Origin of the sequence: Saccharopolyspora antiqui, assembly GCF_052246905.1 — a bacterium.
In the GTDB taxonomy this organism is placed as follows: domain Bacteria; phylum Actinomycetota; class Actinomycetes; order Mycobacteriales; family Pseudonocardiaceae; genus Saccharopolyspora.
The window spans coordinates 1-21040 of record NZ_JBQQBO010000026.1 but is presented as its reverse complement, the minus strand read 5'-3'; the positions used below and the strand labels follow the sequence as shown (position 1 = coordinate 21040).

The 21040-nt window shown below is 69.6% G+C and carries 17 protein-coding genes; 13 read left to right on the top strand and 4 right to left on the bottom strand.

The genetic code is table 11. From position 1 onward, the window contains the following. Nucleotides 1–6 precede the first annotated feature (6 nt). From ACTWQN_RS30795 to ACTWQN_RS30750, 10 genes are all read left to right on the top strand, one after another. The gene (locus ACTWQN_RS30795) at nucleotides 7–1230 is read left to right on the top strand and encodes an NAD(P)-binding domain-containing protein (RefSeq protein WP_443207123.1); all 1224 of its coding nucleotides are present in this window, start codon (nucleotides 7–9) and stop codon (nucleotides 1228–1230) included. Between the two features lie 2 nt (nucleotides 1231–1232). Further along, nucleotides 1233–2585, top strand: a complete 1353-nt coding sequence (locus tag ACTWQN_RS30790; protein ID WP_443207122.1) for a sugar transferase — start codon at nucleotides 1233–1235, stop codon at nucleotides 2583–2585. Next, complete coding sequence (locus ACTWQN_RS30785; protein WP_443207121.1) at nucleotides 2582–3694, top strand: glycosyltransferase; 1113 nt, start codon at nucleotides 2582–2584, stop codon at nucleotides 3692–3694. The genes ACTWQN_RS30790 and ACTWQN_RS30785 overlap by 4 nt, the downstream gene beginning before the upstream one ends. Next, nucleotides 3694–4665 carry an NAD-dependent epimerase/dehydratase family protein gene (locus tag ACTWQN_RS30780; RefSeq protein ID WP_443207120.1) on the top strand — a complete coding sequence of 324 codons (972 nt, stop codon included), beginning with the start codon at nucleotides 3694–3696 and terminating at the stop codon, nucleotides 4663–4665. The genes ACTWQN_RS30785 and ACTWQN_RS30780 overlap by 1 nt, the downstream gene beginning before the upstream one ends. A gap of 10 nt (nucleotides 4666–4675) precedes the next feature. Further along, nucleotides 4676–5782 carry a glycosyl hydrolase family 18 protein gene (locus ACTWQN_RS30775; RefSeq protein WP_443207119.1) on the top strand — a complete coding sequence of 369 codons (1107 nt, stop codon included), beginning with the start codon at nucleotides 4676–4678 and terminating at the stop codon, nucleotides 5780–5782. 74 nt (nucleotides 5783–5856) lie between these two features. Then, nucleotides 5857–7224 (top strand): glycosyltransferase family 2 protein, encoded by a 1368-nt coding sequence (locus ACTWQN_RS30770; protein ID WP_443207118.1) that lies wholly within the window; start codon nucleotides 5857–5859, stop codon nucleotides 7222–7224. A gap of 89 nt (nucleotides 7225–7313) precedes the next feature. Then, a complete protein-coding gene (locus ACTWQN_RS30765) occupies nucleotides 7314–8000 on the top strand; it encodes a LuxR C-terminal-related transcriptional regulator (protein WP_443207117.1) in 687 nt (228 codons plus the stop codon). After that, nucleotides 7997–9124, top strand: coding sequence for a glycosyltransferase (locus ACTWQN_RS30760; RefSeq protein WP_443207116.1), 1128 nt, complete (start codon nucleotides 7997–7999; stop codon nucleotides 9122–9124). The genes ACTWQN_RS30765 and ACTWQN_RS30760 overlap by 4 nt, the downstream gene beginning before the upstream one ends. 224 nt (nucleotides 9125–9348) lie before the next feature. Next, nucleotides 9349–9927 carry a sensor histidine kinase gene (locus tag ACTWQN_RS30755; protein ID WP_443207115.1) on the top strand — a complete coding sequence of 193 codons (579 nt, stop codon included), beginning with the start codon at nucleotides 9349–9351 and terminating at the stop codon, nucleotides 9925–9927. A 25-nt stretch (nucleotides 9928–9952) separates the two neighbouring features. Then, on the top strand, nucleotides 9953–10603 hold the full coding sequence (locus ACTWQN_RS30750; RefSeq protein WP_443207114.1) for a response regulator: 651 nt from the start codon (nucleotides 9953–9955) through the stop codon (nucleotides 10601–10603). 217 nt (nucleotides 10604–10820) lie between these two features. Here the strand turns inward: ACTWQN_RS30750 and ACTWQN_RS30745 are convergent, their stop codons facing one another. From ACTWQN_RS30745 to ACTWQN_RS30730, 4 genes are all read right to left on the bottom strand, one after another. Next, nucleotides 10821–12365: an acetolactate synthase large subunit gene (locus tag ACTWQN_RS30745; protein WP_443207113.1), complete on the bottom strand. Its 1545-nt coding sequence runs from the start codon at nucleotides 12363–12365 to the stop codon at nucleotides 10821–10823. A gap of 100 nt (nucleotides 12366–12465) precedes the next feature. Then, entirely contained in the window at nucleotides 12466–13305 is an 840-nt protein-coding gene (locus ACTWQN_RS30740; protein WP_443207112.1) for an alpha/beta fold hydrolase, read from the bottom strand. Nucleotides 13306–13332: 27 nt separating this feature from the next. Next, on the bottom strand, nucleotides 13333–14361 hold the full coding sequence (locus ACTWQN_RS30735; protein WP_443207111.1) for an aldose 1-epimerase family protein: 1029 nt from the start codon (nucleotides 14359–14361) through the stop codon (nucleotides 13333–13335). A gap of 132 nt (nucleotides 14362–14493) precedes the next feature. After that, entirely contained in the window at nucleotides 14494–16278 is a 1785-nt protein-coding gene (locus ACTWQN_RS30730; RefSeq protein WP_443207195.1) for a glycoside hydrolase family 2 protein, read from the bottom strand. Nucleotides 16279–16530: 252 nt separating this feature from the next. On the opposite strand from ACTWQN_RS30730, the gene ACTWQN_RS30725 reads away from it, so the two are divergent. The 3 genes from ACTWQN_RS30725 to ACTWQN_RS30715 all read left to right on the top strand — a co-directional run. Next, on the top strand, nucleotides 16531–18258 hold the full coding sequence (locus ACTWQN_RS30725; protein WP_443207110.1) for an AMP-binding protein: 1728 nt from the start codon (nucleotides 16531–16533) through the stop codon (nucleotides 18256–18258). Between the two features lie 680 nt (nucleotides 18259–18938). Then, nucleotides 18939–20642 (top strand): glycine/sarcosine N-methyltransferase, encoded by a 1704-nt coding sequence (locus ACTWQN_RS30720; RefSeq protein WP_443207109.1) that lies wholly within the window; start codon nucleotides 18939–18941, stop codon nucleotides 20640–20642. Nucleotides 20643–20718: 76 nt separating this feature from the next. After that, a partial coding sequence (locus ACTWQN_RS30715) for an S-adenosylmethionine synthetase N-terminal domain-containing protein (protein ID WP_443207108.1) occupies nucleotides 20719–21040 on the top strand: 322 nt, incomplete at its 3' end.

Genomic DNA, 21040 nt, shown 5'->3' with positions numbered 1-21040 from the left:
GTACCGATGAACGATCTCGTGGACGTGGCCATCGTCGGCGCCGGGCCCTACGGGCTCTCGCTGGCAGCGCACCTGCGCCGGGCCGACATCTCCTACCGGCAGTTCGGGCTGCCGATGAACCTGTGGCGCGCCCACATGCCGCGCGGCATGTACCTGAAGTCGCAGGGCTTCGCCTCGAACCTGTCCGATCCGGACGGCACGCACACGCTGCGCAACTTCTGCCTGGAGACCGGGCGCCGCTACGCCGACTACGGCGTGCCGGTGTCGTTGGCGGACTTCGTGGACTACGGCGAGTGGTTCCAGCAGGGCCGTGGGCTGGAGGTGGAGGAGCAGCTGGTCGCCGACATCGCGCCGCTGCCCGGCCGGTTCGAGCTGACGCTCTCCGATGGGCAGCGCGTCGAGGCGAGCCAGGTGGTGGTCGCGGTCGGCGTCGAGTACTTCGCCCGGATTCCGGAGGTGCTGGCCGAGCTGCCCACCGACCTGTGCACGCACAGCTCGGTGCACGACGATCTCAGCGGCTTCGACGGCCAGGACGTCGTCGTGGTGGGCGCTGGCCAGTCGGCGCTGGAAACCGCGGCGCTGCTGCACGAGAACGGGGCCAACGCGCGGCTGGTGGCGCGGGCGCCCAGCGTGGCCTGGAACGGCAAACCGCTGCTCCCGGACCGTCCGCTGCTGCAACGGATGCGCGAGCCGGAAGCCGGGCTGGGCTCGGGGCTTTCCACCTGGTTCTACTCCGAGCAGCCGAAGTTGTTCCGGCACCTGCCGACGGCCACCCGGGTGCACCGGGCGCGCACCGCGCTCGGCCCGGCCGGGGGCTGGTGGCTGCGGGAACGGGTGGAGGGTTGCTTCCCGGTGCACGTCGCGCACCGGCTGGACTGGGCCAAACCCACCGGTGACCAGGTGCGGCTGGGCGTTCGGGTGGGTGGCGAGATCCGCGAGTTCACCGCGGACCACGTGATCAGCGCCACCGGGTATCCGCCGGATATCAGCCGACTGCCGATGCTGTCCGCCCGGCTGCGCCCGGCGATCCGCACGATCGCCGGAACTCCCCGCGTCGGCCGGAACTTCGAGTCGTCGGTGCCGGGGCTGTACTTCGCCGGGCCGCTGGTGGCGCCGAGCCACGGACCGGTCATGCGGTTCGTCTACGGCGCGGACTACGCGGTGCGGATGATCACCGAACGGATCGTGGCGACCACCGCGAGACCGGTCGTCGCCGGGGGTATCGGATGAGCGTGACCGAACCGGCCGTGGCGCCGCCGTGGCCGCTGGTGGCCGACGGCCGGGATGCCCGGCGGGTCCGGCGGCCGGTGGCGGGCTGGTGGCTTCCGGCGGTCGACATCGCCGCCCTGGCGGTGCTGATCCCCGGCGCCACTTGGCTGTTGGATGCCGGGTACGCGCTGGCGGTGCTCGCGGTGTTGGCCGCGCAGGGCCAGCACCGGCTGCGGATCTGCTTGCGGGTGTCGGACCAGTTGCCGCAACTGGCGATCGCCTGCGGTGCGCCGCTGCTGGTGCTGCTGCCGTGGCGCTCCGGTGGCGAACTGCTCCTGCAGGGCTGCGCGGGACTGGTCGGCCTGCTCCTCGCGCGCGGCGGTCTCCACGCGGCGTTGCGCGCCGCCTATCGGCGCGGCCTGCTCGGCGAGCCGACGCTGTTGGTGGGATCCGGTTCGCTGGCCGGGGAAATCGCCGAGGTGCTCGACGAGCACCCGGAGTTCGGGTTGCGGTGCACCGGATCGCTGGACCGACCGGAGGAACTCGCGGAGGTCATCGCCGCGCGCGGCATCACGCGGGTGCTGATCTGCACCGGCGGCGTCAGCGACGCGGATCTGGTGACGGCGATCCGCGCCTGTCGGCCGCTGGCCGCGGATGTGTGCGTGGTGCCCCGGTTGCGCGAACTGGGCATGGCGCTGCCGCGCGCCAGCCTGGACGAGATCTGGGGCGTGCCGCTGATCCCGTTGCGCCGCTTCGGGCACCACCGGGCGGGCGCGCTGGCCAAGCGCGCGTTCGACTTTGTCCTAAGTGGACTCATGTTGGCCGTGCTCGGCCCGGTGCTGCTGGTGTTGGCGGCGGCGGTCGGGTTGAGCAGTCGGGGCGAGGTGTTCTTCCGCCAGCTGCGGGTGACGCGCACCGGGCGGACCAGCGAGGTCGTCAAGCTGCGCACCGTCCACCCCGGCCTCGGGCACTGCTGGGCGGTGACCGCCGAGCAGTGCACCCCGCTCGGGCGCTGGCTGCGCAGCACCCACCTGGACGAACTGCCGCAGCTGATCAACGTGCTGCGCGGCGAGATGTCGCTGGTGGGGCCGCGCCCGGAACGGCCGTACTACGCGGTGCGTTTCGGCCGGGAGATCCCGCGCTACGCCGACCGGCACCGGATGCCCGGCGGCATGACCGGATGGGCGCAGGTGCAGGGCATGCACGGCGACACGTCCATCCCGGACCGGGTGCGGTTCGACAACCAGTACATCGAGTACTGGTCGCCGTGGTGGGACGCGGTGATCGTGGCCCGGACGGTCGCGATCGTGATCCGGGCAGCGGCGCTGACCGGGCTCAGACAACAAAGGCAGCTTTGGGTTGGGGGAAGACGATGAAGGTACTGCACGTGATCACCGGGCTGGGGGTCGGCGGGGCCGAGCTGCAGCTGCGGTCGATTCTGCAGCACACCAGGCACGACGCCGACGTGGTGACGCTCTACAACCCCGGCGACGTGGCCGGGATGATCAGCACCGACGGGGTGCGGGTGCGCGATCTCGGCATGACCCGCAACACCCAGATCAGCAAGGTGCTGCGGCTGCGCGAGGTGATCCGCGGTGGCGAGTACGACGTGGTGCACACCCACCTCTACCGGGCATGCGTGTACGGGCGGCTGGCCGCCCGGCTGGCCGGGACCAAGGTGGTGGTCTCCACCGAGCACTCCATCGGTGAAACGCACCTGGAACGCCGCCGCATGACGCTCGGCGTGCGGGCGCTCTACCTGGGCACCGACCTGTGCTCGAACGCCACGATCGCGGTGTCGGATACCGTCGCGGAACGGCTGCGCAACTGGGGCATGCCCGCCCGGAAGATCGCAGTCATCCCCAACGGCGTCGACTTCGGCCGCGTCGAGTTCGACCCGGCGGAGCGGGCGCGGGTACGCCGCGAACACGGCATCAGCTCCGACGCCTACGTCGTCGGAGTGCTCGGACGGCTGGACCCGAACAAGCGGTTCAACCTGGTGATCGACTCGATGGTGCCGCTGCTGGGCCAGCAGACCAAGCTGCTGATCGTCGGCGACGGCCCGGACCGGGCGCGGCTGGAGGCCCTGGCGCAGGCGCACGGCGTCAGCGAGCACGTGATCTTCGCCGGGGTACGGCACGACGTCGCCGCCATGCTGTCCGCGTTGGACCTGTTCATCGCCTCCTCCGAACAGGAAACCTTCGGCCTGTCGGTGCTGGAGGCGATGGCCAACGGCATCCCGGTGCTCTACACCACCTGCCCGGCGCTGGTCGGCATCGACACCGACCGAGCCCGCCAGGTGCCCGGCAACGCCGAGCGGATGCGAGCGGAGATCGCCGCCGAGATCATGGCCGCCCGAGGGCGCGCCGACGAACCGGCGATCCGCACGCGCTACGGCATCCAAGCCGTCACCGATCGGATCGACGACCTGTACGCGAGGCTGTGGCAGCGCAGTGGCGCCGTCCTGCCGGTGGGGAGGCCGTGATGCGCGCACTGGTCACCGGCGCAGCCGGTTTCATCGGATCACACCTGGTCGAACGACTGCTCGCGGATGGCCACCAGGTGATCGGGCTCGACGATCTGAGCACCGGGCGGACCGCGAACCTGCCGGTCGGCGACCCGAACCTGCGGCTGGTGCCGGGCACCATCCTGGACGGCTCCCTGGTGGACGACCTGATGACCGACGTCGACCTGGTGTTCCACCTGGCCGCCGCGGTCGGCGCGTTCGTCATCCAGGAACGCACCCTGCAGGGTCTGCTGACCAACATCCACGGCACCGAGAACGTGCTGGACGCCGCGCTGCGGCACGGCGCGCGGGTGCTGGTGGCCTCCACCAGCGAGATCTACGGCAAGAACACCAAGGTCGGGCTCGCCGAGGGCGACGACCGGATCATCGGCTCGCCGCTGAAATCCCGCTGGACCTACGCCGAGGCCAAGGCGATCGACGAGAGCCTGACCTACTCCTACGTGCGGGAACTCGGCCTCAAAGCGGTGATCGTGCGGCTGTTCAACACCGTCGGACCGCGGCAGAGCGGGCGGTACGGCATGGTCATCCCGAGGCTGGTCAGCCAGGCGTTGCAGGGTCGGCCGCTGACGATCTTCGGCACCGGCCAGCAGATCCGCTGCTTCTGCCACGTCGCCGACGTGGTGCCCGCGCTGGTCCGGCTGGTGCGGTTGGACCGGGCGCAGGGCATGGCGGTCAACCTCGGCAACACCGAGCAGGTGTCCATCGAGGACCTCGCCGCGCGGGTCCTCGCGATGACCGGATCCGCCAGCGGCACCGTCCAGGTGCCCTACGAAGAGGCGTACGGGCCGGGCTACGAGGACATGCAGCGGCGCGTACCGGACTGCGCCCGCGCGCGCGAGCTGATCGACTTCCGGCCGCGGCACACGCTGGAGGACATCATCCGCGCCGTGATCGACGAACAGGTGCAGGCCGAGACCGTTACGGCGTGACGGAGGCGAAATGCGGTGGAACAAGGGCACGAAGCGCGGCCGCGTCGGCGGGTCGCTCTGGCTGCTGGCGCTGATCGCGATCTCGGTGCTGCTGGTGGTGTGGATGGTGATACCGCGCTCCAACGGCCCGACGTCGGCGGCCGGTTCGCTGGTCGTCGCGTCGCTGCCGTTCTGGAACCTGGACAACGGCACGACGATGGTGGTGCAGAACCAGGAATCGGTCAACGAGGTGTCGCCGTGGATCTACGGCCTCGACGCGGAAGGCGGGCTGACCAAGCAGTACTCGCCGGATCAGACCGCCGAGGTCGCGAAGCAGCTCGCGCGGCTTCGCGAGGCCGACATCCCGATCGTGCCGTCGCTGGCCAACATCACCAACGACAAGTGGGCCTACGAGCCGGTCGCCAAGGTGCTGCACGATCCGGCGCGGATGCGCCGCCACGTCGCCGACATCGTCGAACTGGTCAAGCGCGAGGACTACGCGGGCATCGACATCGACTACGAGAACCTGCGCGCCGGTGACCGGCAGGTGTTCACCAACTTCGTCACCGAACTGGGCAGGGCGATGGACGCCGAGGGGAAAACCCTGTCGGTGGCGTTGTTCGCGAAGGCCTCGGACGCCGGTTACGACGAGCGCAACGTGGCGCAGGACTACGCCGCGATCGGCCGGGCCGTCGACCAGGTCCGCTTGATGGGCTACGACTACCACTGGGCCACTTCGCCGCCGGGCTCGATCGCGCCGATCACCTGGGTGCGGGAGGTGCTCGACTACGCCAAGACGCAGATCCCGCCGGAACGCATCGTGCTGGGCGTGCCGCTCTACGGCTACGACTGGGTGGACGGCCACGGAACCGCGCTGACCTGGCTGCAGGCGTTCCGGCTGGCCACCGAGCACCGAGCGGAGGTCAACTACGACGCGCCCACCCAGTCGCCGTGGTTCCGCTACACCGACGCGCAGGGGCGCGAGCACGAGGTGTGGTTCGAAAACGCCGCTAGTTCCAAGGCGAAGTTCGAGGCGGCGCGCGGTTCCGGCATCCGCGGTGTCTACCTGTGGATGTTCGGCTACGAGGACACCGACACCTGGCGGGAACTGCGCGGCAGCCTGCCGATCGAAAGCTGAGCGACCGGGCTTGCGGTGTGGGACTCAGCTTTCACCGCCGCGCAAACCACTTCTGAAGCAGTCTGGGGGACGGGATGATTCCTTGGTGGGTGCTGGCCATCGCGGTGTTCGGCACCAACTTCACGCTGTGGGGCCTGATCGGGCTGATGCGCCTGCTCGACACCTCGACGCGGAAGTGGCGGCACGGCAGGGGGAACGAGGCGGTGCCCTGGCCGAGCGCGGTGATGGGCCGCCACCGCTTCCCGGTGCTCGGCAACCGATCGACCGATGTGGACGTTGGCGACGTGGCGGTGCTGATGCCCGCGCACAACGAGGAACCGGTCATCGTCGACAGCATCCAGGCGATCACCGCCCTCGTGCCGCCGGGCAACGTGCACGTGGTCTCCGACGGCTCGACCGACCGGACCGTGGAGTTGGCCCGCGGGTGCGGGGTGCACGTGATCAGCACGTCCAGCAATCTCGGCAAGGCCGGTGCGCTGCAGGAGGCGATCAGCCGGTTCGGGCTGGTCGACCGGTTCGCGGTGGTGATGCTGCTGGATGCCGACACGCACGTCGAGCCGGGCTATTTCCAGGCGGCGCTGCCGTTGTTCGCGGATCCCGAGGTGGTCGCGGTGGCGGGCTGCGTCAAGACGTCGTGGCGCGGTCGCGCGCTGGGGCCGATCGGCAAGCTGGTGGCCTTCCACCGGCAGCGCATCTACACGATGACCCAGTACCTGCTGAAGTTCGGCCAGACCTGGCGGCGGGTCAACGCCACCCACATCGTGCCCGGCTTCGCCAGCATGTACCGCGCCGCGGTGCTGCCCTACATCGAGGTCAACCCGCCGGGACTGGTCATCGAGGACTTCAACATGACCTTCGAGGTGTACCAGAAACGGCTCGGCAAGGTCGGTTTCACCCCGTCGGCCGTCGCCACCACCCAGGACCCGGACAACTTCAAGGACTACGTGAAGCAGTGCAAGCGCTGGGCGCTGGGACTGTGGCAGACGGTTCGGCGGCATCCGCCGCGGGCGAGCCTGTTCACCGCGATGTTGGCCTTGCTGCTGTTGGAAATGCTGACCAGCAGCGTTCTGCTGGTGCTGCTGCCGATCGTGGCGGTGGTGCTCCTCGTGCCCGCCCTGTTCGGCGAGGTGCTCGCGGTGCCGGTGGTGCAGGAGGTGCACGCGTTCGTCGCCGGGTTCGCGTCCCCGCCGTCGCTGCTGTTCGGCGTGCTGCTGCCGGACCTGCTGCTGACCTGCATCGTCGCGCTGTTGCAGCGGCAGCCGCGATTCCTGTTGTTCGGCCCGTTCTTCCTGGTGCTGCGGGTGGTGGACGCGGTGATCGCGCTGTACGCGATCCCGGGCGCCTGGTTGTCCAGGTCCTCCGGCCGCTGGCGCAGCCCGAACCGCCGCGTGATCGATCCGGCGACCCGGCCCGTCCCGCCAGCGGCGGACGCGACCGGTTGACCTCGCGGCGGAATCTCGTGCAGCCGCAGGTCCCGGTTCTCCTACAACTGGAGGAGGACCAGTCGCGCCGGGCGGGTCATGCTGGGCCGGTGAACTTGGTACGGGTGCTCATGGTGGACGACCACCTCATGCTGGCCGAGGCGCTCAGCGCCCGGCTGTCGGAGGTGCCGGAGCTGTGGGTCGTGGGGCATTGCGCCACCAGCGACCCGCGACTCGCCGAGGTGGCGCAGCGGTCCCGGCCGGACGTGATCGCGCTCGACGTGGAACCGGCCGGAACCGCCACCGGCAGCCTGGTGCGCCAGCTGCGGGAAACCCTGCCGACCGCGGCGATCGTGGTGCTGACCGGGACCGGCGATGCCCGGCAGGCCGTCGAGGCCGCACGGGCGGGCGCGGCGGCCTGGGTGCGCAAGGAAAGCAGCGTCGAGCAGCTCACCGAGGTGCTGCGCGGAGTCAGCCGCGGGCACAGCTGGTATCCGCCGGAGCTGCTCGGTCCGGTGCTGCGCGAACTGCGCGAGGACGCCGCGCGGGCCGGGCAGCGCGGTGGACCGCTGGACGTGCTCAGCGACCGCGAGCGGGACGTGCTCTGCGGCATGGTCGCCGGCAAGCGGGGTGCCCAGATCGCCGAGGAACTGCTGATCTCCACCGAAACCGTCCGCACCCACACCCGCAGCATCCTGGCCAAGCTCCGGGTGCACAGCCAGCTGGAAGCGGTCAGCGTGGCCTGCGCCGCCGGGCTGCGCGTCGACGCGGACGCCGAACCGGACATCCGGCTGTGAGCACCGGACCGCTGCGGGTGGCCACCGTGATCACCCGGCTGGAAGGCGGCGCCGGGGTGCTGGCGCTGCGCGGGGCGCTGGCGCTGGACCCGGCCGACCACCGGGTCACGGTGATCACCGGATCCGGCCAGTTGCTGGGTGCGGCCGAGGCCGCCGGGCTGGAGACCATCGTCGAACCCGCGTTGCGCGCGCCCATCTCGCCGGGCCACGACCTGCTCGCCCTGCACCGGCTGACGGCACTGCTGCGGCGCTTCGACGTCGTGCACACGCACTGCTCGAAGGCCGGTGCGGTGGGCCGGATCGCCGCGCGCCGCAGCGGGGTGGGTCGCATCGTGCACACCTACCACGGATTCCCGTTCCACGAGTTCCAGCGCCCGCTGCGGCGCCGCGGCTACCTCGCGATCGAGCGCGGGCTCGGCCGGATCACCGATCTGGCGTTGTGCGTGGGCACCGGTGTCGCGGTCGAGGCGCTGCGCCGCGGGCTGCTCGCACCGGATCGCATCCGCACCATCGGGGTGGCCGTCGACCACGACGTGCCCACCCGCACCGAAGCAGCCAGGCGGCACGCCCGGCGGAAGCTGGGACTGGCGCCGACGGACCTGGTGGTCGGCGCGGTGGGGCGGCTGACCTACCAGAAGTCCCCGGAGGACTTCGTCGCGGCGCTGCGCGCGTTGGGCCGCCCCGACGTGGTCGGGGTGTGGATCGGCGGGGGAGAGCTGGCCGAGCGGATGCGCGCGCACGTCGCCGCGAGCGGGGTCCGCGTGGTGCTGGCCGGGGACCGCGACGACGTGGCGGAGCTGCTACCCGCGTTCGACGTGTTCGCGCTGCCCAGCCGGTACGAGGGTCTGCCGCTGGCGATCGTCGAGGCGATGGTGTGCGGCGTGCCGGTGGTGGCCACCGCGGTCAACGCGGTCAGCGATGTGGTCTCGCCCGGCGAGACCGGGCTGCTGGTGCCGCCCCGGCGCCCCGACCTGCTGGCCGTCGCGGTGGCGCAGCTGCTGGATTCGCCCGACCTCGCCGCCCGGTTGGCGACGGCCGCCCGCGAGCGGATGGACGGCCGTTACCGGGTCGCGGCCTTGGCCGAAGCCCTCGCCGGAGCGTATCGGCACCGTAACGTTCAGTAGCTGGACGGCGCTTGCCCGCGCCTGGCGTCGGACCGACCGTTGCACGTGGAGTAATCACGGCTTCCGGCGCGCGGCCGTTGCAACGCGGCGCGCGCCGCATCCGATTTGCCGGGTAGCACAGACTGCCGCGGGGGAGAGGAGTCGCTGTGCACACGATTACCGATTCGGTCCGGACGGTGAGCCGTCCGAAATCGCGAAGTTCCAGTTCGCGAGGTGGCGCTGAGTTGCGCAGCCTGTTGCACGATCTCGGGCACGGTCTGGCGACGCTGTCCTATCTCGCGGACGGTTTGCGATCCGAGGCGTCGCTACCTGGGGGTGCGGCGCACCGGCTGCAGCTGATGGAACTGGAGCTGGACCGGTTGCTGGAACTTCTCGATCGGCGGGCGGACCAGCCCGGCGTGGAGGTCTTCGCGCTGCACGAGCTGCTGACCCAGGTCGTCGCGGTCAAGTCGCTGTCCGGGGCGGCCGACGTGCGGCTGCGGCCCGGCGGCGAGGTGACCATGCGCACCGACCAGACGCTGCTGTGGCGGATGGTGTCGAACCTGCTGGACAACGCGGTGCGCGCCGCCGGTCGCGATGGCCGGGTGACGGTGGCGGCGCGGCGCGGCGAGTCGGGTGGGGTCGGTATCGAGATCACCGACGACGGACCGGGTTTCGGCAACGGGCCGCGCGGCTCGTCGTCGCTCGGCCTGGGCATCGTGATGGCGCTGGCCCAGCGCTGCGGCGCCGAACTGCGGATCGACCCGGCGCCGGTTCGAGGCACCCGCGCCAGCTTGGCGTTCCCGTCGGACTGCGTGGCCTGAGCGCCATCGAGGAGGCAACGACAACATGGTCGATCTGGTACTCGGCGATGATCATGCGATCTTCGTCGATGCGCTTGCCGCCACGCTGCCGCGGCACGGCCACCGCATCGTCGGCACCGCCGACAACACCGCGGGCGTGATCGCGCGCGTCCGGGAGCACAAACCGGACATCTGCCTGCTGGACCGCTACTTCGCCGATGGCGACGGGCTCGACGTGATCGGCGAGATCCTCAGCGCGGGCGGGCACACGAAGGTCCTCGTGCTCACCGCCGACGGCGACGTGCAGGGCATGCGGGACGCGCTGGGGAAAGGCGCGGCGGGCTTCGTGAACAAGATGTGCGGGCTGGCGGTGCTGGCCGGGGCGCTGCGCGGCGTGGTCGACGGTGAGGTGGTCGTCGAGCTGGCCGCGTCGCGGACGCCCCGGCTGGCGGGAACCACCGACGCCCGCCGACTCGCATCGCACCTGACCGCACGCGAACGGCAGTGCCTGCGGATGCTCGTCGACGGTGCGCACACCACGGCGATGGCCAAGCAACTCGGGGTGGCGCCGACCACGGTGCGCACCCACGTGCAGTCCGTGCTGACCAAGCTGGGGGTGCATTCCCGGTTGGCGGCGGCGTCGTTCGCGATGCGGCACGGCTTGCTCGACGACGAGCGGATGCCCGTCGCGGGCTGAAAGGACTGGGGGTCCGTGAGTCCCTTCGGGCGCCAACCACCCGAAGGGACTCACGGCAGGTCCCGGGGAAACCTGATGTCGGGGATCGGCGCAGTCGGCTGAGCGCCTGTCTTCGAAGTGGCTGTGTCGGGCCGACCGCCTTGGGTGAACCTGGCGATTTCGCGCGAAATCGCCAGGTTCGCCACCCGCCACGCAGGACGAGTTCAAGGACAGGCGTTCACAGCACGGCTTCGATCAGGTGCGGGCCCGGCTCGGCGTGTGCGCCGCGCAGCGCGTCCAGCAGTTCGGCGGCCGTGCTGGCACGGCTGCTGGGCACGCCGAAGCCGCGTGCCACCGCCGTCCAGTCCACAGTGGGCTCGGCGAGGCTGGTCATGCTCGCCGCGGCCGCGCCGGGCTGGTCGATGCCTGCCCGCTGCAATTCCGCTTGCAGGATCCCGTATCGGGAGTTCGCGCAGATCACCGTGGTGACGTCGAGGCCTTCGCGGGCCTGCGTCCACAGTGCCTGGACGGTGTAGGCGGCGCTGCCGTCGGCCTGCAGGTTGATCACCGCGCGGTCCGGGCAGGCGATGGCGGCGCCGGTGGCGGCGGGCATGCCCATGCCGATCGCGCCGCCGGTGTTGGTCAGCTCGGCGTGCGGCGGCGCGGCGGCGGCGATGGCCGGGTACGCCGCACCCGAGGAAACCCCTTCGTTGACCACGATCGAGTGCTCGGGCTGGGTGAGCACGATCGCCGCCGCGATGCCCGCCGCCGTCAGCGGGCCGTCCGGAGTCGGCACCTGGGGGCGCTCGGCGTTCGGCAGTTCGGTGGCGGCGCTGCCGGTCGCCTCCGCCAGCGCGTGCAGCGCGTCGATGGCGTGCTGGTCGGCGTCGGCCAGCGCGTGCACCTTGATCTTGTTGGGAATCGGGAAGCTCGGCATGCCCCGGTAGCCGAAGAACGCCACCGGCGTGCGGGCGCCGACCAGCACCAGGTGCGAATACCCCGCCAAGACCTTGAGCACGTCCTCCGGGAAGTACGGCAGCGACCGCACCGGCGGGATCTCCGGCCCGCGCTCGATGCGCGCGGGAGAACGCTCGGCGAAGACATCACCGCCGACGGTGGCCGCGATGCGGGCGGCGGTGCGGATGCCATCGGGCTGCACGGCGTGCCCGCCCAGCAGCAGCGCCGGTCGGCCGCGCCCACCGGAGAGCAGCTTCGCGATCTCGGAAACCTGCTGGTCGTCCACTGCTGGCCGGGTGGGCGGCGCCGGGACCTCGGCGGGCACGCCGCCCTGGCCCCACATGTGGTCGGCAGCGGCGATCAGCGTGGCTGGCAGCCGGAGCCGCAGCGTCGCCTGGTAGGCCGCGACGAACTCGGCGGCGGAGTTGGCCGGTGAGCTGGTGCGGCCCACCCAGCCGGAAACCGGCCGGGCCAGCGACTCGATGTCGCTGCCCAGCGGGGGATCCGCGGGCTGGTGCCAGGTGGCGTGCTCGCCGATGACGTTGATCATGGGGCTGCGGGCCCGGCGCGCGTTGTGCAGGTTCGCGATGCCGTTGGCCAGCCCCGGCCCGAGGTGCAGCAGGGTCATCGCGGGAACGCCGGTCATCCGCGCGTAGCCGTCGGCGGCGCCGGTCACCACGCCCTCGGACAGCGCCAGCACCGCCCGGATGCCTTCGACCTGGTCGAATGCCTCGACGAGCGGAATCTCGGTGGTGCCGGGATTGGCGAAGCACACCTGGACGCCAGCCGCGGTCGCCGTGGCCAACAGGCTCTCCGAACCCTTCACGTGCCACTCCTAAGCAAACTCGCTTCCAACAATCACCCGGATCCGCCGAGCAGATCATCCTCGTCGTCGATGATCCGGCCAAGCCCGTCGACTCGCCCGCTCACTCCTGGTGGGCCACCAGGTGTTCGAGCAGCAGGCGGGTGAGGGTCTCCGGGACTTCTTCGGGGATCCAGTGCGAGACGTCCGCCAGCATCTCGAACCGGTACGGCCCGGTGACGTGATCTCCGGTGGCCAGCGCGGCGGTCGAGCCCACCGCGACGTCCTCGGTGCTCCACACGTACAGCGTCGGCACGGTGATCGGCCCGATCTCGCCGCGCCCGAAGCGCATCGCGCGGTACCAGTTCAACGCGGCGGTCAAGGCACCCGGCTCGGTCAACCGCTGCACGTAGTCGTCGACGTGGTGCTCCGGCACGCCCGGGTAGTACATCTGCCGCAGCTTCTTCGCGTTGTCGGCCAACAGGATCTTCTCCGCGCCGGAGGAGCGGAAGACCTGCATGTAGGCCGACCGCTGATGCTGGTCCTCATCAGTTCGGATCGCCTCGCCGAACGGGTCGAGGTGCGGCACCGACACCGCGGTCAGGGTGCGGATCCGCTCGGGGTGCGCGGCCGCGGTCGCCCAGCCGACCGCCGCGCCCCAGTCGTGGCCGACCAGGTCGAAGCGCGACCAGCCGAAGTGCTCGGCGATGGCCAGCACGTCGCCGACCAGCTCATCCATCCGGTAGTCGGCCACCTGTTCGGGGCGCACACCGGGGGAGTAGCCGCGCTGATCCGGTGCGACCGCGAAGCACTCGGCGCCGCCGAGCACCGACAGCTGCTCGCTCCACTCCACGGCGGCTTCCGGAAAACCGTGCAGCAACAGCACTGGACGGCCGTCCTGCGGACCGGCGGTCAGCGCGTCGAACTTCCCGGCGGGCGTTGGGATCTGGATGTATTCGGCCACCCGGCCACTGTACTGGCGAACCGCCGATCAGTTCGATATCCGGTAGCCCCAGCTACCGCGGTGCGTTTGGCCCGGCCGCAGGGTGATCAGGCCGTCACCGGTGACGAACGCGTTCGGGGCGCAGGTCATCGGCTCCACGGTGATCCCGGCCCGTGGCGGGCGTTCGGTGGACGGGCTGTCGTCGGTGTAGACCTGCAGGTAGCCGTGCGTCTGGTCGACCCACAGTTCGGCACGCACGCCGTCCGGGCGGTTGAAGCGCACCACCGCGTTGCCGCCGGGTTCGCGGCGCAGGCCGGTGAACGCGGTGTCCATTTCGGTCGCTCCGATGCGGCGCGCCGACCGGAAGTCGTACTGGGTGCCGTCGACCGAATCGGTGCCCGTCGGGATCAACCGGTCGTTGACCAGGTAGTAGGTGTCCGCGGGCAGTTCGAAGACGATGTCGTCGATGCGGTCGCCGCCCGCGGCGAGGTAGGTGTGGTTGGCGGTGCCGAACGGGGCATCGGTGCGGCCGATGTTCGTCGCCTCCAGCGTGCTGCGCACCCCGGCGGCGTCCACCACGTACTCGATCCGGAACGCCAGCTGGAACGGGTAGCCGTACTGCGGGGGCAGCAGGTACTCCAAGACCACGCCGTCGGGGCGGTGCTGCACCGGCTGCCACTCCACGAAGCTCATCAGCCCGTGCAGTGCCGCGTCCCGCTCCGGTTCGCTGATCGGGACCTGCAACTCCTGGCCGCCGAAGGTGTAGCTGCCGTGGTCGATCCGGTTCGGCCACGGCAGGATCGTCTTGCCCCGGTAGCCTTCGCCGACGTCGTCGGCCGGATGCGTCAGCAGCAGTTCCTTGCCGTCGACCTGCCAGGACAGCAGCGTCGCCGCCACCCCGGCGACCACCGCCCGGTGCCGACCAGAGCGGATCTCGTACAGCCGTCCGTTGGCCGTCTGCGCGCCCCCCTGCGCCGGAGCGCCGGGTGGCTGCGCGAGGGCCGGGCTGTTGATCGCGACCGCGGTGGTCGCGCCCGCTGCGGTCGCGAGCGCGGCCCGCCTGGTGAAGCGTCGCATCAGAAACCTCCTGCCGGTGCGCAAATTCGTGAGAATTGTGCGTTCACCCGGGTCAAACGCGTCCACCCCGGGTGGTGAGGTTGTGCGTGAGTACGTTCCACTGTGGTCGGACGTGTCCCCGGGCGCCAGTCGTCAAGGCGTGCCCGCGTCGATGGCGGCCTGGTTGTGGGCCCGAACTACGTCCGGATTCGGTTTGAGTACCCGGCGGTCGTAGCTGAAGAAACCGTTGACCTCGTTTTCCACGTCCGTGGTCTGGGTGTAGATCGCCGCGGACAGCCCGTTGGTCGCCACGATCCGGGCCAGCTCGCGGCTGACCTCGGCGTAGCGGTCGGTCAGCTCGGCGCGGCTGTTGGTCATCTCGTAGGCGCCCGGCTCACCCGGCCACAGGTGGCCCTCCTCGACCAGCCCCAGCCCGCCGTACTCGCCGTCCACCGAGGCGCGCGACCCGCGCACCTCCGGGGCGCCTGGCCCGACGTAGGTGTGGTCGTCGTAGATGTCCCCTGCTCCGCTGTCGGGCAGCGAATAGCAGCAGTTCACCCCGCTGTTGGCATCGATCAGCCGGGTCGGGTCGGTGCGCCGGACCAGCTCGGCGATCTCCGCGGTCTCGAACTCGCCCCAGCCCTCGTTGAACGGCACCCAGGCCACGATCGAGGTGACGCTGCGCAGCTGGTCGATCATCGCGGTGAGCTCGTCGCGGAAGTGCGCGCGGGCTTCTTCGCTCGGCGGCGGGTTGCTGCCCGGCGGGTCGGCGAGGTCGATGGGCAGCGACGGCATGTCCTGCCACACCAGCAGCCCCAGCCGATCCGCCCAGTAGTACCAGCGGGCGGGTTCGACCTTGACGTGCTTGCGGACCATGTTGAAGCCGAGTTCCTTGGTGGCCTCCAGGTCGAACCGCAGTGCCTCGTCGGTGGGCGCGGTGTAGATCCCGTCCGGCCAGTAGCCCTGGTCCAGCGGGCCGTGCTGGAACAGGATGCGCCCGTTGAGCGCCATCCGCGGGCGGCCCTGCGAGTCCTCGACCAGTTCGGTGGTCCGAAGCCCCGCGTAACTGCCGACCGAGTCCACCTCCCGGCCGTGCGAGTCGACCAGCCGCACCACGATGTCGTAGAGGTAGGGATCGTCCGGAGTCCACAGGTGCGGGGCGGCCACCGGCAGCCGCAGCGCCTGGTCGGCGGGGCCGCTGGCACGCGACACCTCGCGGCCCTCGGCGTCGAGGACGATCGCCTCGACCCGCGCACCGGAACGCGCCGAAGTGCGTGCGGTCAGGTCGAAACCGCGCAGGTCCGGGGTGATGTCGAGCTTGGCGATGTGCTGGTCGGGCACCGGTTCCAGCCAGACCGTCTGCCAGATCCCGGACGCGCCGGTGTAGAGGATGCCGCCCGGTTCGTTGCGCTGCTTGCCGACCGGATACGGGTTGGCGTCGTTGCGGTCTTCGACGGCCACCTCGATTTCCTGTTCGGGGCCGGGCTTGATCGCGTCGGTGATGTCGGCGCTGAACCCGGCGTAGCCGCCTTCGTGCACCGCCACGGTCCGGCCGTTGACCGACACCTCGGCCTTCTGGTCCACCGCGCCGAAGTGCAGCAGCACCCGCTCTCCGGCCCACTCCGGCGGCACCTGGAAGCCGCGCCGGTACAGCATGTGGTCGTCGTGGCGTTGGATGCCCGACAGCCCGGATTCTGGCGGGTAGGGCACCAGGATCTGTTCGCGTGTCTGCTCCGGCGGCGTGGATCCAGCGCCGTAGGCCCACAATCCGTTGAGGTTCAGCCACCGCTGGCGGGTCAGCTGCGGTCGCGGGTACTCGGGGTGGGCGTTGTCCGGGCCGACCTCGTCGGTCCACGGCGTGGACAGCGGCGGCGGTTTCGGCCGCCACGGGTCGGCGGCCACGGCGGCGACCGCGGGCACCCCGGAGGCGGTGGCCATCAACGTGGTGAGCAGCAGGGCGCGCAGCAGCACGATTGCCTCCTCCACCGACTTGCCGGAACTAGCCGGTAGTGCTTGATCGCGAACAAGGGGCACCATCAATCGACAACAATGACCATGAACGCACGCACAGTCAACGCGGCCGAAAGAGCGCCCGCAAATCGGAGCAAACGGCGTGGATCGGCAGGCCGCACGAGGTTACGTTGTTGGCCCGCTTCAGCAATCCGGCAACGCTGCCGAGTCCAGGAGGGTGTGGACGTGACCAGCAAATCCCCTGTCCAGCGGGGCGACGCGAGAGAGCAGTTCCAGACCGCCCGCGATTTCCTGCTGCGGCACCGCGAAGATTACGACACCGCGCGCCGCGAGTTCGTCTGGCCGCAACCGGCCGAGTTCAACTGGGCCCTGGACTGGTTCGACACCATCGGCGAGCGCCGGGACGGCATCGCGCTGTGGATCGTCGACGCTGACGGCAGCGAGCACCGGGTGTCCTTCAGCGGCATGACGCGGCGATCGAACCAGGTGGCCAACTGGCTGCGCGGGCTGGGCGTGTCCCGCGGTGACCGGCTGGTGCTGATGCTCGGCAACCAGGTCGAACTGTGGGAGACGATCCTGGCCGCGATGAAGCTCGGCGCAGTGATCATCCCGGCGACGCCGCTGCTGGGACCGGTCGACCTGCGCGACCGCATCGACCGCGGCCGCGCCCGGCACGTCATCACCAGCTCCGCCGACGCCGCCAAGTTCGCCGATGTGCCCGGCGACTACACCCGAATCGCGGTCGGCGAACCGGTGCCGGGCTGGCAGTCCTATGCGGACAGCGCCGGTGCCGGAGTGGACTTCGAGCCGGATGGGCCCACCCGCGCCGAAGATCCGATGCTGCTCTACTTCACCTCCGGCACCACGGCGCAACCGAAACTGGTCGAGCACACCCACGCGTCCTATCCGATCGGTCATCTGTCCACGATGTACTGGATCGGCTTGGAACCGGGCGACGTGCACCTGAACATCTCCTCGCCGGGATGGGCGAAACACGCGTGGAGCAACGTCTTCGCGCCGTGGAACGCCGAGGCGACGGTGTTCATCTACAACTACACCCGGTTCGACGCCGCCGGGCTGCTGGCGCAGATGCAGCGCTGCGGCATCAACAGCTTCTGCGCCCCGCCGACGGTTTGGCGGATGCTCATCCAGGCCGACCTCAGCGCGCTGAGCACCCCACCGTCCAAAGTGGTCGGTGCGGGTGAACCGCTGAACCCGGAGATCATCGAGCAGGTGCGGCGGGCGTGGTCGGTGACCATCCGCGACGGGTTCGGTCAGACCGAGACCAGCGTGCAGGTCGCCAACACCCCCGGCCAACCGGTCCGGCCCGGCTCGATGGGCCGCCCGCTGCCCGGCTTCGAGGTGACCCTGCTGGACCCGGTCACCGGCGAGCCCGCCGAGGAGGGCGAGATCTGCCTCGCGCTGCAACCGCGGCCGGTGGGCCTGATGACCGGTTACGCCGACGACGCCGAGCGCACCGCCGAGGTCATGCGCGGCGGCCACTACCACACCGGTGACGTCGGGGCGCGGGACGCCGACGGGTACATCACCTACGTCGGCCGCACCGATGATGTGTTCAAAGCCTCCGACTACCGGATCTCGCCGTTCGAACTGGAGAGCGTGCTGCTGGAGCACGAGGCGGTCGCCGAGGCGGCGGTGGTGCCGTCCCCGGATCCGGTCCGGCTCGCGGTGCCGAAGGCGTACGTGGTGCTGGCCGCGGAGCACGCGCCGACGCCCGAGACGGCGCAGTCGATCCTGCGCTTCGCCCGCGAGCACCTCGCCCCGTACAAGCGGGTGCGGCGGCTGGAGTTCTACGAGCTGCCGAAGACGATCTCGGGCAAGATCCGCCGAGTGGAACTGCGCCGCCGGGAGAACGAGCTGCACGGCGACGGCGGGGTGGCCCCCGGAGAATTCCGCGAAGAAGACTTCCCTGGGATGAAAGACTGACTTGCACTCGAATGTTCCAGTGGCACGCGCCCCCGGTGCGTGCCACACTTTCCCGTGGGCTGCTGGGGAGCGCGAGCCTGATCAGGGGGTGGGGCGGGAGGCGCATCGTGGTGAGGAGCATCGTAACATCAGTGCTCCGCGCGGCGATGGAAAGACCGAAAAGAGAAAAAGTCAACCGCCGCGATGCCTAGTTTTCAAATTTTTGTCGGCGAACGCGGTTGTGGTTTTTGTAGTTGTTGTGGTAAGTACTGCGCGCGTTATTATACACAGGTTGGTGACGTTCTGCACTTGCGCGATCGTTACCTATGGAGAAAATGCGCGGAATCGGCGCTGGTGGCAGCGCATTTATTCACCCAGGGTGACAATATGAATCACGCAATCATCGCATTCTGGTGATTAGCATCACACGTTTGTACGCTTGCGTCGCGATCTCCTTCGCCTAGTTTGGTTAATCGACGCAGAAATAGCGCGTCGGGCTGGTTGGCAAAGGCGCCGACCGGCGGGCGATCGACGTAGGTGTTGCGGCCTTGAGCTTTACTCGGCTGCCCACGCCGATCCAGGCGTTGCCTTTTTTCGCAGTGGCGACCCGGCACGGCCACGAGACGAGCTCGGGGCACGGGATTTGCGCGTACCCGAGTACTGCGGTGGCGCATGACCAACGCGAGTGGTGGGAGTGAAGAATGGCCAAGAGCGTGGACGATCTTGCTTCAAGCGAGCGCCCAGGATCCCCGGATACCGCTGATCTGGTGGCCCGCGAGGAGCAGGTGTTCGGCGACAACCCGTTGGATGTGCGCGAATCGGACCATTACACCTACGAGTACGTCGGTGGCTTCGTCGAGAAGTGGGACGAGCTGATCGACTGGAAGAAGCGGTACCAGAGCGAGGGCTCGTTCTTCATCGACCAGCTCAAGGCGCGCGGCGTCCGCTCGGTGCTCGACGTGGCCACCGGCACCGGGTTCCACTCGGTGCGGCTGCTGGAGGAGGGCTTCGAGGCGGTCAGCGCCGACGGCAGCCCGCAGATGCTCGCCAAGGCCTTCAGCAACGGCCTGACCTACGGCGGGCACATTCTGCGCGTGGTGCACGCCGACTGGCGCTGGCTGAATCGTGACGTCCACGGCGAATACGACGCGATCATCTGCCTGGGCAACTCCTTCACCCATCTGTTCTCCGAACGGGATCGGCGCAAGGCGCTGGCCGAGTTCTACGCGATGCTCAAGCACGACGGCGTATTGATCATCGACCAGCGAAATTACGACGCCATTCTGGACAACGGGTTCTCCTCGAAGCACACGTATTATTACGCTGGCGAGGACGTCTCCGCGGAGCCGGATTACATCGATGAGGGCCTGGCCCGGTTCAAGTATACGTTCCCGGACCAGTCTGAATTCTTCCTGAACATGTATCCGCTGCGGAAGAACTACGTGCGGCGGCTGATGCGCGAGGTCGGTTTCCAGCGGATCGACACCTACGGTGACTTCCAGGAGACCTACCACGACGCCGAACCGGACTTCTTCATTCACGTCGCCGAGAAGAAGTACCGCCCGGACGAGGAATTGTCCGATGTGTACTCCACCGCGGTGCACACCGCGCGCGACTACTACAACTCCGAGGACGCGGACAACTTCTACTACCACGTCTGGGGCGGCAACGACATTCACATCGGGATTTACCAGACGCCGGACGAGGACATCGACGCCGCCTCGCGGCGCACCGTCGCGCAGATGGCCGGGAAGGTCGAGATCACCCCGGACACCAAGATCCTGGACATCGGTTCCGGCTACGGAGGCGCGGCGCGCTACCTGGCCGAGACCTACGGCTGCAAGGTGTCCTGCCTGAACCTCAGCGAGGTCGAGAACGCCCGCAACGCCGAGTTCAACCGGGCCGCCGGGTTGGACGAGCTCATCGAGGTCAAGGACGGTTCCTTCGAGGACATCCCGTTCCAGGACAACGCCTTCGACATCGTCTGGTCGCAGGACGCGATCCTGCACAGCGGCGACCGGGAGCGGGTTCTGGAAGAGGTGACCCGGGTGCTCAAGCGCGGTGGCTCCTTCCTCTTCACCGACCCGATGGCGGCCGACGACGCCCGGGTCCAGGACCTGGGACCGATTCTGGCCAGGCTCAACCTGGACACCATGGGCTCTCCCGGCTTCTACCGCCGCGAGCTGGCCCGGCTCGGCCTGCAGAACTTCGAGTTCGAGGAGCTGACCGAGTACCTGTGCACGCACTACGCGCGGGTGCTCGAAGTGCTGGAGAGCCAGGAGGCGGAGTTGGCGGACCGGATCAGCGACGAGTACCGGACCAAGATGAAGACCGGGCTGCAGAACTGGGTCGCCGGGGGCAAGGCGGGCAACTTGGCCTGGGGAATCATCCACGCTCGGGCCTGAGGCCCCGGGGGCAAGAAAACGCCAACTACCGTACGCAAGGATCATTGCCGCATCAGCTGTGAGGTGAGGAGCAGTCGTGAGTGAGATCAACCGCAGGTTGTTCACCAGTGAGTCGGTGACCGAGGGACACCCGGACAAGATCTGCGATGCGATCAGCGACGCGGTGCTGGACGCGTTGTTGACCCAGGACCCGCGCTCGCGGGTCGCGGTGGAGACCATGGTGACCACCGGCCAGGTGCACGTGGCCGGTGAGGTCACCACGGCCGCCTATGCGGACATCCCGACCATCGTGCGGGAGAAGATCCTGGAGATCGGTTACGACTCCTCGGCCAAGGGTTTCGACGGTGCCTCCTGCGGTGTGAACGTGGCGATCGGGTCGCAGTCGCCGGACATCGCGC

Coding starts and splice junctions, on each gene's coding strand:
- ACTWQN_RS30775 (WP_443207119.1), top strand. CDS start 4,676: ATGCGGTGGAACAAGGGCACGAAGCGCGGCCGCGTCGGCGGGTCGCTC.
- ACTWQN_RS30795 (WP_443207123.1), top strand. CDS start 7: ATGAACGATCTCGTGGACGTGGCCATCGTCGGCGCCGGGCCCTACGGG.
- ACTWQN_RS30750 (WP_443207114.1), top strand. CDS start 9,953: ATGGTCGATCTGGTACTCGGCGATGATCATGCGATCTTCGTCGATGCG.
- ACTWQN_RS30720 (WP_443207109.1), top strand. CDS start 18,939: ATGGCCAAGAGCGTGGACGATCTTGCTTCAAGCGAGCGCCCAGGATCC.
- ACTWQN_RS30780 (WP_443207120.1), top strand. CDS start 3,694: ATGCGCGCACTGGTCACCGGCGCAGCCGGTTTCATCGGATCACACCTG.
- ACTWQN_RS30785 (WP_443207121.1), top strand. CDS start 2,582: ATGAAGGTACTGCACGTGATCACCGGGCTGGGGGTCGGCGGGGCCGAG.
- ACTWQN_RS30730 (WP_443207195.1), bottom strand. CDS start 16,278: ATGGCCACCGCCTCCGGGGTGCCCGCGGTCGCCGCCGTGGCCGCCGAC.
- ACTWQN_RS30770 (WP_443207118.1), top strand. CDS start 5,857: ATGATTCCTTGGTGGGTGCTGGCCATCGCGGTGTTCGGCACCAACTTC.
- ACTWQN_RS30735 (WP_443207111.1), bottom strand. CDS start 14,361: ATGCGACGCTTCACCAGGCGGGCCGCGCTCGCGACCGCAGCGGGCGCG.